Consider the following 10,584-nt stretch of genomic DNA (forward strand, 5'->3'; position numbering starts at 1 on the left):
GCGCCCGCCGGGAAACACATTACTTTTTTCGCAACTGCGCTATCTCGCCAAGCAGCGTCCCATAGACCCGGCGCTCCTCGGTGACGTCCTCGTAGGTGACATACTCTGTCCCGTCCGAGAGTTCAACCGGCGAGAAGCGGATCGCCTTCTCCTCCCCGTCCCTGCACCGGACGGAGAACGTCCGCGGCCGGGGCCGACCGGGGCCGGCCTGCTCCCGGTCTGCCTTCCAGACGGCGATCGCTTCGCGGCGCTGCGTCTCGTCGGGGAACGCGAGCCGGAACCAGTCCTTCCCGGTGGGGATGTCTTCGAGCGTGTACCCGAAGAGGTCGGTGAACGCCCGGTTGATGTAGGCGTAGCGGCCGCCACTCTCGATGACAGCAGACGGGACGGGCGAGGAGTCGATCAGATCCCGGAACCGGGCTTCGCTCCGGCGGAGCCGTTCTTCGGTCTGCCTTCGGGCAAGGGCAATGGAGGCCTGGCGGAGGAAGGACTCGATTGCATGTTTGTCCTCAAGTACCTCATCGGGTCCCATGCATATCCCGACCAGACCGAATAGTTGTTCCTGCCATACCAGCCCGGTGAGGTATATCTTCGCGACCTCAAACCTCTGCTGGAGCCTCTCGTAGGTATCTTCAGGGAATACGTGCAGGCATGCATCTTCAAACGATAACTGTTCATCCTCAAAATAGGGACGAAAGTGCATCTCTCTCATGGCGAAAAACGTCGATGAGGACTCATTGAATGGGGCAGCGTAAAAGACCCCGCGGACGGGGAAGACCATGCCGACGGGATCTTCTCCTATGATCTCCTTCACCTTGTTCCGGATGCTATCGGGAGTCATCGCACGTATGAAGAACTCCTGTTTGGCCTCGTCATAGGAATGCACGTAACACCGTGGGTTCGGAACAACTTTCACAATTGTCTCGGCGATGTACTGGTAGATGTCCGCCTCCGGCGGCATATCGACAAGCTCCATCGCGGTCCGGGCAAGAAACTCCATATTCCTGACGTATCGTTTCCGCTCGGTGATATCCTCGAGGACAAGGGTGCACCCTTTATCCCCATCCTCGAAGGTCGTCGGGATTGCCTGCATCTGGTAGAAGAACTCCCCGTCCTCCCGCGCGTAGCGGATGTCGGCGATCACCTGCTCCCGCTCAAGCTCATCGATCACCGCGAGCGCCTCCGGGGTGGAGACGACAGGGAGGGCGGCCTCGCGGACGGTCCGGCCGATCAGGTTCTCCTTTGAACACCGGAGGTGCTTCAAGCACTGGTCGTTGACCTGGACGATCCGCTGGTCGGCGTCGAGGATCAGAATCAGATTCTTCGTGAAGCAGAGGAACGCGGAGATCGGGACACGCTGGGCGAGGGAGTAGAGTTTTGCGTTCCCGATCTGCCGGACGTCGACTTTGCCCGCGATCTGGAGGATCTCAAGGTGCTTCGAGACCGAGTTCCGGGTGACGCCGAGCTGTTTTGCCACCTCGGTGATGGTCATGCCCTTCGGCCGGAACCGGAGGGCACGGAGGATGCGGGCCGGGAGATCGTGCTCCTCCTGCATAGCACATGCATCCCTGTCGCACCGGTATATCATACTTCCGTCCAGGGGTAGTTGGGGTGTGTTCTCTCAGTTGTATCCCCGGGCCCCGCACCTCACGGTATCGTCAGGACGACTCGTTCCCGTGTCACCTTCCCCGCGATGAAGCGGGCGAGGGCGACGAGTGCTATCCCGGCGGCCGCAAGGACTGCCTCCGTCATCACCGAGAGGCCCGGCCCGCCCGGTGCGACTTCTTGGAGCGCGATGATGAGGAAGATGAACCCGAAGATGAAGACGAAGCCGAGGATCTGGTTTTCCCGCATCCCGAGCGCGAGTTGGGCCGCGCCGATGAGCCCGGCCGAGGCTGCGACCCAGACCGGGACAACGGCCGCGAGATGGAAGAGGAGCAGGGGCTCGGCGATGACCGGGGCGTCGGTGAGGGCAGAGACCGTCGCGGCGGTCACTGCGGCCGAGATCAGGGTCATCAGGTATGCCGGCACAGCAACCCCGGCGGCCTTTCCCTCCCAGAGGCCGCGGAGAGAGACCGGTGTGCAGAGGAGCGTCTCGATGGTGCCGTCCCGCTTCTCCCGAAGGAAGGCATCGGCGCAGAAGACGTAGCCCATGAAGACCCCGATCGGGAGGATGATCGCTGCAATACTGCCGGCTAGAACCACGGTTTCTTCACCGGCACCCGCAGCGATCCCGAAGGCGGACACGACCGGGAACCATATAGCGAAGATGAACCCGGTGATGAGGACACTCCGGTTCCTGAAAGCGAGCCGCATCTCGCGCCTGGCGATGACGGAAAACGTGCTCATGCCCCGCCCTCCGCAGGAGCGACGTGTTCGAGGTAGATATCTTCAAGCGACCTGGACGACCGGCGGACCTCCTCGACGCGGAAGTTGGCACCGACGAGGGCCGCGATGAGATCCGGAGTTGCACCGGGGTCGGAGAGCGTGCAGAGGAGACCCTCGCCGTTCATCTCGCACCCAGCAACGAACGGCAACCTGGCGATTTCTTCGCGCGCACGGGCACTCTCGCCGGGGTCGGCAAGGGCGACCGTCACGACCGGGCGGCCTGACGCGGCGGTGAGGTGTGCCACCGAGTCAAAGGCCCTGATCCTGCCCCCGGCGAGGATCGCGACCGAGGAGCAGATCCGCTGGACCTCATCGAGGTGGTGGGAGTTCAAGAAGACTGTCATCTCCTCCCGTCGGGAGAGTTCGCTGATGAGGTCGCGGACCATCCTCTGCGCGCCGGGGTCGAGGCCGGAGGACGGTTCGTCGAGGAAGACGACCTCCGGCCGGTGGAGGATGGCCCGGGCGATCCCGAGTTTCCGTTTCATGCCGGTCGAGAACGTCCCGACCAGATCGTTCCGGCGGTCGGCAAGGTCGACGAGCGTGAGGAGTTCGTCGATCCGCTCTGCCGGGTCCTCAACGCCATAGAGTCCGGCGTAGTAGGCAAGGTTGCCGGCGGCGCTCATCCTATCGGAGAGGCCGTTGTTCTCGAAGAGCACCCCGACCCTCGCGCGTGCATCGTCGTCGACGGCGAGGTCTCTTCCAAGAACCCGGGCCTCGCCCGCGCCGGGGGCGAGCAGTCCTAGCAGGATCCTAACAGTCGTCGTCTTTCCAGCGCCGTTCGGACCGAGGTAGCCGAAGATCTCGCCGTGCCCGACGGTGAATGAGACGTCGCGGAGGATATCGCGGCCATCGAAGGACCGCGAGAGGCCCCGGACCTCGACAGCGTTCATGGGCGCCGCCTCCCCTGGCATCGCATGGTGCAGGGTTGAGAGGGGGCGGAATCGGCAATGATAGTTATGCGGAGGTTTTCAGCCGCATGGTCGGTGCGAACCATGGAGATAGATTTCTATTCATAGATGTAAAAGAGGCAGCTCTCATGCCATGTGCGGACGGAGGGTTCGTGCCCGGCACGGCACACGGCGGCTATCACTGTAACACCAGGCCAATTGCAACGAATAATCCCGCCAGCCCCACCGTTCATCCCCCTATTCGTCGCGCATTTCACTGCGCCGCTCACCTCCTTCTTCGCATCGCCCACCAAAATCTCCACCGCTGCCGGTTTCAGATCCGATACCACCCCTATGAGCAACGCCATGAACCCCAGCCGGGGTCATGCAATGGCACCTGTGGTTGCTGCTCGTTGTGGGCGGTGGAGTATTGAGGGATTAAATAGAACAATCCGCTTTTTATAGGAGGTTCTTTACAAGAAGAGAGGATCGGTAAACACCAGCGGAAGATTTATTCTCGACGGCTTTTGTCGCAATGGTTAGACCGGCATCGCATCATGATATTTGTCGGATTTATTTACCTTATATCTTATATGGCCACAAAAACGGCATTCGTACTTCTCTGTCGTCACCAGTTTTATCACCCCTTTTTCTTCGATCTCCTCGATAAGTGGTTCCCCGACCCTTTCGCATGCTAGGTCTCGTTTGCATTCCTCGCAATGACTGTATTCGTAGCTTTCTAATATAGAACCTAGAAAGGCGGCAGTACTAAAAGGCACAGCAATGAATATGAACGCATAAAGAAGTAAAGCCCTTTCATCTTCTGCATCTAAAGGGGAGGTCATCCCAAAAATATCTCTGAGCCTTCATTACACCCTGATCGGAACACTCACCTTCGAGGCTTCTACTATCTGAACAGTATCCTAGGCGAGGAGGGTGAAACGGCTTTCCATTGGGCATCGCCACTCGGGGGAGGGTCCGGGAGGTGTATCCGGCGGGCCGGCGGATGCATGAGCACCGAAGGTGTGAGCGGGACACCCCCTCCCGGTAGCGGTGTTTTGGGACAACCTCGGAGATAGCCCCAAAAGATCAACCCCAATATATGCTGATGTAGAGAGAAAAGCAAGGAGGAACACGACCCCCATAATACCAATTGCCGTTTCGATGCGCTCCTTTCCAAATATATTGACCAAATATGTTGAGAAAACACTGAAGTGTCTCATAACCCCACCATTTTGATACAGCCATCCGGGATTCGAGATTTCCTCAGCAGAGCCATCCCCTGAGATAAGATCTCTAAAGCCCGCATATTCGAGGCGACAAAATAAACTTATTGCATCTAATTCACGGAGGTCGCTATAGAATATGGAGATCTGTTGGGAAGCATTCTCTTCTGCTATCTCTATGAGTGACCAACCGCCGGCGAGAACTCGTCTACCATGTTCAGGCTTTTTTCGCCGTAATAGGAACCATTATGGAGCCGGGAACAAAAAGACCTTTGCTATAGGCCGGGACGCCCTCTCGGGCTTTACCCCGGGACCGGCAGTTCCGCCAGGAGTTGTTACAATGGAATTCACCTACGGTATCGACGACCGGCCGGGGCCGGCATCGCTCCTCATCTTCGGCCTGCAGTGGCTCGCGGTGAGCGTCCCCGCCATCCTCATCATCGGCAAGGTCGTGGCCGGCCTCCAGACCGATGGATCGACCATCCCATACCTCCAGAAACTCTTCCTCCTCATCGCTCTGGTGCTACTGGTGCAGATTTACTTGGGGCACAAACTTCCCCTGGTGATCGGTCCTGCGACGGTGCTCCTGATCGGCATCCTCGCAAGCCTCGATCAGGGATTCGGGGCTATAAACGCGTCGGTAGCGATCGGCGGGCTTCTCCTCGCAGTGCTCGCGGCAACCGGCCTCTTCGAGTACTTAAAACGCCTCTTTACACCACGGGTGATCGTGGTCGTCCTCATGCTCATCGCGTTCACCCTCGCCCCCGTCATCCTCAACCTGATCACGGACGGCGGCGGCACGGTCCCGGCGACGCACACCTTCCTCTTCGCTCTTGCATTCGCACTCGCCCTCTTCCTTGCAAACGGGTTCCTGAAAGGAATATGGAAGTCGACCCTGGCGCTCTGGGCGATCATCCTCGGCAGCCTAGCCTACATCGCCCTCTTTGGGGCAGTCTCCCTGCCCCCTGCGGACACCGCCCTGCTTGCCCTCCCAGGGAGCCTGCTTGCGCCGCTTGCCGTACCCGACATAGGAGTATTTGCAGCATTCCTGATCTGCTTTCTCGCGCTCGCCATCAATGATCTCGGGTCCATCCAGTCGGTGGGCGGCCTTCTCGCGGCCGACGCCATGGATGAACGGGTGAACCGTGGGGTGACCGTCACCGGCCTCGGGAACGCCCTCGCGGGCCTCACCGGCGTGATCGGCCCGGTGAACTTCTCGCTCTCCCCGGGTGTGATCGCCGCCACGGGATGCGCGTCCCGGTTCGCCCTGGTCCCGGCTGCCGTGGCGCTCGGGCTCATGGCCGCATCGCCGCTTGCCATCGGTTACCTGGGGAGCATCCCCGGGCCGGTCATCGGCGTCGTCCTCACCTACGTCATGGCCGCCCAGATCGCGGCCGGGCTCATGCTCGGGCAGGAGAGCAGCGCGGTCGGGACGTTCGACGAAGGGCTGATCATCGGCATCCCCCTCCTCCTCGGGACCGTGGTGGCGTTTCTGCCTCCGGCAGTCGCTGCAGGGTTCCCGGCAATGATCCGCTCCCTGATCACGAACGGTTTCGTTGTGGGCATCATCGCGGTCCTGGTGCTTGAGCATATCGTCTACCGCCGCCGACCGCAGAATTAGGGCCGGGCGGGTGCGCTCATGCCCGCCCCTTAATTCCCGAGATCCGCAACGAAATCAAGGATTATGGGGAGAGAGAAGATGAAGAGTGACTTTGGTAATAGGGGACTGGAAAACAAGCATCCGATAAAAAGAACGATGGGCCCGATGCGATTCGAACGCATGACCTCCCGGTTATCAGCCGGGTGCACCACCAGCTATGCTACGGGCCCCATGGGACTTACCCTACAACATCTGCCATTATAGCACTTAATTGTTTTGGATCAGTATCCAAAGCGCTATCTTGAAAACCGACAATAGAAGTACAGTTGAGTGGAACAATGGCAGTACGATACCTACTCGGGAACGAGGGCATTGCACACGCATGCCTGGAGGCAAACATCGATTTTGCCAGCGGCTATCCGGGGACGCCGTCCTCAGAAGTGATCGACGTCCTCCGGGTGCAGGGAGAGCGCCCCTTCACCGTAGAGTGGTCCACGAACGAGAAGGTCGCCTTCGAGAACGCTCTCGGCGCCGCCTGGTGCGGTCTGCGCGCACTCTGCACTATGAAGCACGTCGGACTGAACGTGGCGGCCGATCCCCTGATGACGAGCGCATACACTGGGGTCACCGGCGGGTTCGTCATCCTCTCTGCCGACGACCCCTTCGCGCACAGTTCCCAGAACGAGCAGGATACCCGGCGTTACGCGCACTTCGCCCGGCTTCCCTGCCTCGACCCGGCGTCGGTCCAGGAGGCGCACGATATGATGCGGGACGCCTTCGCCCTCTCCGAGGAGTTCAGCCTGCCGGTGATCTTCCGGCCCACCACCCGTATCTGCCACTCAAAGGGCGACGTCGATCTTGGAGAGATCGGCACAGAACACCGGACCGCCGCCTTCCACCGCAACCCGAAGCAGTACGTGGTCATCCCCGCGCATACACGGGTGCTGCACAAAATCCTGAACGAAAAGCAGCCGGCGTTGAAAGAGCGGCTGGTCGAACTCGGCTACAACCGCCATACCATCCGGGGCAAGACCGCCGTCGTCGCCAGCGGTGCCGCCGCTGCCTACGTCCGGGAGGTGCTCGGTGCCGATGTCTCGCTCGCGGTCATCGGCGCCTACCCCATCGACGATGAGTGGCTCAGGGCCTTCGTCGACCGGCACGAGAAGGTTCTCGTCATCGAAGAACTCGATCCGGTCGTCGAGGAGGTGGTGCGCCAGGTTGCGACGAAGACGGAGGTCCTCGGCAAGATGACCGGCACGGTGCCGTTCGAAGGGGAGTTCACCCCGGCAACCGTCGCCGCCGCCATGCGAGAAGCGGGCATTGCCTCCACGATGGCCTTCCCAGCGGCCGCCCCGGTCCCGGGGGTGCCGCCCCGCCCGCCGATCCTCTGTGCCGGGTGCATGCACCGGCCGACGTTCTACGCGATGCGGAAGGTCTTCCGCGACGGCATCTTCCCAAGCGACATCGGGTGCTATACTCTCGGGCTCCAGCTCGGGGCGGTTGATACCACCATCTGCATGGGCGCCTCGATCACCGTCGGGAGCGGCATTGCCCGGTCGGGCGAGGAGCGTCCGGTGATCTCCACCATCGGCGACTCGACGTTTCTGCATACCGGGATACCGGGGCTCTTGAACGCCGTCTACAACGGTGCCGATATGGTCGTCGTCATCCTGGACAACCGGATCACCGCCATGACCGGCCACCAGCCAAACCCCAACACCGGCATGACGGCCACGGGCGTCGAGAGCATACCGATATCGCTCGAGGCGATCTGCCGGTCGTGCGGGGTCTCCTGGGTCGAGACGGTCGACCCCTACGACCTCCCGGTGCTCCTCGATACCCTCCGCCGGGCAAAGGAGCGTAAAGGCGTCCGCGTGATCATCGCAAAGCAGCCCTGCGTCATCACCGCAAGGCGGAGCGGGATCCGGCGCAAGGCCTACGAGGTCGACCCGGAGCGGTGCACGGGCTGCGGCGCCTGCCGGTCGTTTGGCTGTCCGGCGATCGCATTTGCCGGGAAGAACGCGACGATCACCGAACTCTGCGCCGGGTGCGGCGTCTGCGCGGATATATGTCCGTCGGGTGCGATCGGCAGGGAGGGACGGCAATGAAACCTTCGTTTGATATCCTTATCGTCGGGATCGGCGGCCAGGGAACCGTTCTCGCTTCGAACGTCCTCGGCGAGGCGTGCATCATCGAGCACCGGACTGTCCGGAGCGCCGAGACCCACGGCATGGCACAGCGCGGCGGGTCGGTGGAGAGCCATATCCGGATAGGCGGGGAGTTCGGCTCCCTGATCGTGCCGGGAACGGCTGATCTCCTGATCGCCTTCGACCTCCTCGAAGCCCTCCGTTACCGCCACTACCTCCCGACCGGGGGGAAACTCGTGGTGAACCGGCACCTGGTCGTCCCCACATCGGTCTACCAGCAGGACCTCGCCGTGCCCGACGAGGAGAGCATCCTCGCCGCGCTTGCCGATCTCGACGTCACCTGCATCGACGCCGCGGGCCTCGCGGAGGAAGCGGGGAGCATCCTCTCGCAGAACATCGTTATGCTCGGGGCTGCGTCCGGCGTCATCCCGCTCAGACCTGATACCCTCGAAGAGGCGGTGCGGCGGTGCGTCCCCCAAAAGACCATCGAAGTCAATGTCCGAGCCTTCCACCTCGGCCGGGAGGCAGGAGAACAGGGTGCCGGCGCACCCTGATATCCCCTGTTTTACCACATGGCGGGGCACCGCAACCGGAGCAGCCCTACCCCGGCGTTGAGGTCGTCCCGGGGGAACGCCGCCCGCAACCTGTATTAACCATTCCGCCGAGCTGGTACGCCATGAGCGAGCGGGATACAGTTGCAGCACTCAAGCGTCTTGCAGGCGCAAAGCCCGAGTTCCGGCTCTCGGAACTGCAAAAAGACACGGGGAAAGGGCAGTCGCGCGCGAGCCTCGCCGATATCATCCGCCCGCACCTCGACGACCTCGGCCTCACCCTCAGGCCCGCCGGTGACGATTACGTGATCAGCCGCCGGCCAGAAGAAGAGCCGCTCACGGTCAGTGATGCCGGGCGCGAGCGGCAGCTCGCGTTCTTCCGGAACCCGGAGGTGCCGGACTACATTCAGCGGCAGGTTGAGGCCTATATCGAGAAAAAAACCAGTAAATCTCCTGACGATCCAGTCGTCCTCGACCGGATGCGTAACGCCATCTTAGTCCAGAAGAGCCAGTACTGGAAAGAACGGCAGGTAAGTTACCGGAAGGCCTACCCGGTCCTCGGCTACCTGGCCTACCACGCGCCTGTCTACCTGGTGCAATTTGAGCACATCTTCTGGCAGCTCATCAGCCAGGGGCTCGTAAAGCCCCACATGCGCATCCTTGATGCGGGCACCGGGCCGGGGGTCGTGCCGCTCGCCATCATCGACCTCTACGGAAGGATCGGGAGCGGCTCGGCGGAGATCTACGTCATCGAGCGCTCTGAAGAGCATCTTGAGGCTTACAACGCCCTCGTCCCGGCCGCCGCTGAGGCGCAGGGAGGCACGGTGCGGGTGGAGAAACCCATCCGCGCGGATATCGGAGCGCTCGCGAGCGATGACCTGCCCGACCGCCTCGATCTGGTCGTCTTCTCGAACGTCTTGAACGAGCTCCGCCATATGGATATCAACCAGCGTGCCGACCTCGTCGTCGATCTCGCCGACCGCCTCGCCCCCGACGGGACGATCGTCGTCGTGGAGCCGGCAGACCTCGCCAACTCGACGGCCATGCGCCAGACCGTGCGCGCGATTGCGGACCGGGGCCTCACCATCTATAGCCCCTGCTCGTTCATCCGGGAGACTGCCTGTAACCCTGCGCGGTGCTGGACCTTCGAGCAGAAGGGCGATATTCGGCCAACCCGGCTGATGGATCGTCTCGCTGAGGGGAAAGACGGCTACCGGTTCATCAACGTCGACATCAAGTACTCCTCAGCGCTCCTGCGGAAGGACACGAAGGTGCAGCATGCCTACCGGGTGCCGCCGGGAGCGAAGTTCGCCCGCCTCTCCCACCTTCGCCAGCACATCGATCGGAAGATCAACGTCGTCGCCGCGCTGATCTCCGGGAACCTTGGCGATAACCGGACGAAGGTCTACAAGGTCTGCGACGGGACACCCGCAAACCCGATCTACGCCGTGATCCCGGGCACCCTTCGCGGCCCGAACCGCGACGCGCTCCGGGAGATCGCCTACGGGGATATCGTCAAGTTTTACGGGGTTCTCGTCCGGTTCAACCGGGACCACAACGCGTACAACCTGGTTGTCCTGCCGGGGACCCGGATCGAGCCGGCCGAATGCCCGGCAGGAGAGGAAGGCGGGACAAGGACCACGTAGGTTCCCGGCAAGAGCCCCCTGCTGTGAACCTGACCGGGCATTCTTACTGTTCGGCGAGAGGACTTCGAGGACAAGAAAGTCGCAACCCCGCGCACGGCCATCTAGTGCATCGATTTCAAATTATCGGACTTATTTAGTA

At 61.7% G+C, this 10,584-nt stretch carries 7 protein-coding genes and 1 tRNA gene; 4 read left to right on the forward strand and 4 right to left on the reverse strand.

Annotated elements, in window-relative coordinates; all coding sequences use genetic code 11:
* Window positions 1–19: 19 nt before the first annotated feature.
* The 3 genes from BP846_RS00720 to BP846_RS00730 all read right to left on the reverse strand — a co-directional run bounded on the left by BP846_RS00720 (window position 20) and on the right by BP846_RS00730 (window position 3,278).
* Window positions 20–1,555, reverse strand: coding sequence for a PAS domain S-box protein (locus BP846_RS00720; protein WP_292392131.1), 1,536 nt, complete (start codon window positions 1,553–1,555; stop codon window positions 20–22).
* A gap of 92 nt (window positions 1,556–1,647) precedes the next feature.
* Entirely contained in the window at window positions 1,648–2,349 is a 702-nt protein-coding gene (locus BP846_RS00725) for a heme exporter protein CcmB (protein ID WP_292392132.1), read from the reverse strand.
* Complete coding sequence (locus BP846_RS00730) at window positions 2,346–3,278, reverse strand: ABC transporter ATP-binding protein (RefSeq protein WP_292392133.1); 933 nt, start codon at window positions 3,276–3,278, stop codon at window positions 2,346–2,348. The genes BP846_RS00725 and BP846_RS00730 overlap by 4 nt, the downstream gene beginning before the upstream one ends.
* Before the next feature lie 1,563 nt (window positions 3,279–4,841).
* On the opposite strand from BP846_RS00730, the gene BP846_RS00735 reads away from it, so the two are divergent.
* Window positions 4,842–6,122, forward strand: a complete 1,281-nt coding sequence (locus BP846_RS00735; RefSeq protein ID WP_292392134.1) for a uracil-xanthine permease family protein — start codon at window positions 4,842–4,844, stop codon at window positions 6,120–6,122.
* Between the two features lie 136 nt (window positions 6,123–6,258).
* Here the strand turns inward: BP846_RS00735 and BP846_RS00740 are convergent.
* Window positions 6,259–6,331: transfer RNA gene (locus BP846_RS00740), tRNA-Ile, on the reverse strand.
* Between the two features lie 108 nt (window positions 6,332–6,439).
* Between BP846_RS00740 and iorA the strand changes: the two genes are divergently transcribed.
* The 3 genes from iorA to BP846_RS00755 all read left to right on the forward strand — a co-directional run bounded on the left by iorA (window position 6,440) and on the right by BP846_RS00755 (window position 10,445).
* The gene (gene iorA, locus BP846_RS00745) at window positions 6,440–8,209 is read left to right on the forward strand and encodes an indolepyruvate ferredoxin oxidoreductase subunit alpha (protein WP_292392135.1); all 1,770 of its coding nucleotides are present in this window, start codon (window positions 6,440–6,442) and stop codon (window positions 8,207–8,209) included.
* Window positions 8,206–8,802 carry an indolepyruvate oxidoreductase subunit beta gene (locus BP846_RS00750; protein WP_292392136.1) on the forward strand — a complete coding sequence of 199 codons (597 nt, stop codon included), beginning with the start codon at window positions 8,206–8,208 and terminating at the stop codon, window positions 8,800–8,802. Before iorA ends, BP846_RS00750 begins: the two co-directional genes overlap by 4 nt.
* 122 nt (window positions 8,803–8,924) lie before the next feature.
* Window positions 8,925–10,445: a small ribosomal subunit Rsm22 family protein gene (locus BP846_RS00755; RefSeq protein WP_292392137.1), complete on the forward strand. Its 1,521-nt coding sequence runs from the start codon at window positions 8,925–8,927 to the stop codon at window positions 10,443–10,445.
* Window positions 10,446–10,584: the final 139 nt, after the last annotated feature.

The organism is Methanoculleus sp. UBA303 (assembly GCA_002501655.1).
Taxonomy (GTDB): domain Archaea; phylum Halobacteriota; class Methanomicrobia; order Methanomicrobiales; family Methanoculleaceae; genus Methanoculleus.

Coding starts and splice junctions, on each gene's coding strand:
- BP846_RS00755 (WP_292392137.1), top strand. CDS start 8,925: ATGAGCGAGCGGGATACAGTTGCAGCACTCAAGCGTCTTGCAGGCGCA.
- BP846_RS00720 (WP_292392131.1), bottom strand. CDS start 1,555: ATGCAGGAGGAGCACGATCTCCCGGCCCGCATCCTCCGTGCCCTCCGG.
- BP846_RS00735 (WP_292392134.1), top strand. CDS start 4,842: ATGGAATTCACCTACGGTATCGACGACCGGCCGGGGCCGGCATCGCTC.
- BP846_RS00750 (WP_292392136.1), top strand. CDS start 8,206: ATGAAACCTTCGTTTGATATCCTTATCGTCGGGATCGGCGGCCAGGGA.
- BP846_RS00725 (WP_292392132.1), bottom strand. CDS start 2,349: ATGAGCACGTTTTCCGTCATCGCCAGGCGCGAGATGCGGCTCGCTTTC.
- BP846_RS00730 (WP_292392133.1), bottom strand. CDS start 3,278: ATGAACGCTGTCGAGGTCCGGGGCCTCTCGCGGTCCTTCGATGGCCGC.
- iorA (WP_292392135.1), top strand. CDS start 6,440: ATGGCAGTACGATACCTACTCGGGAACGAGGGCATTGCACACGCATGC.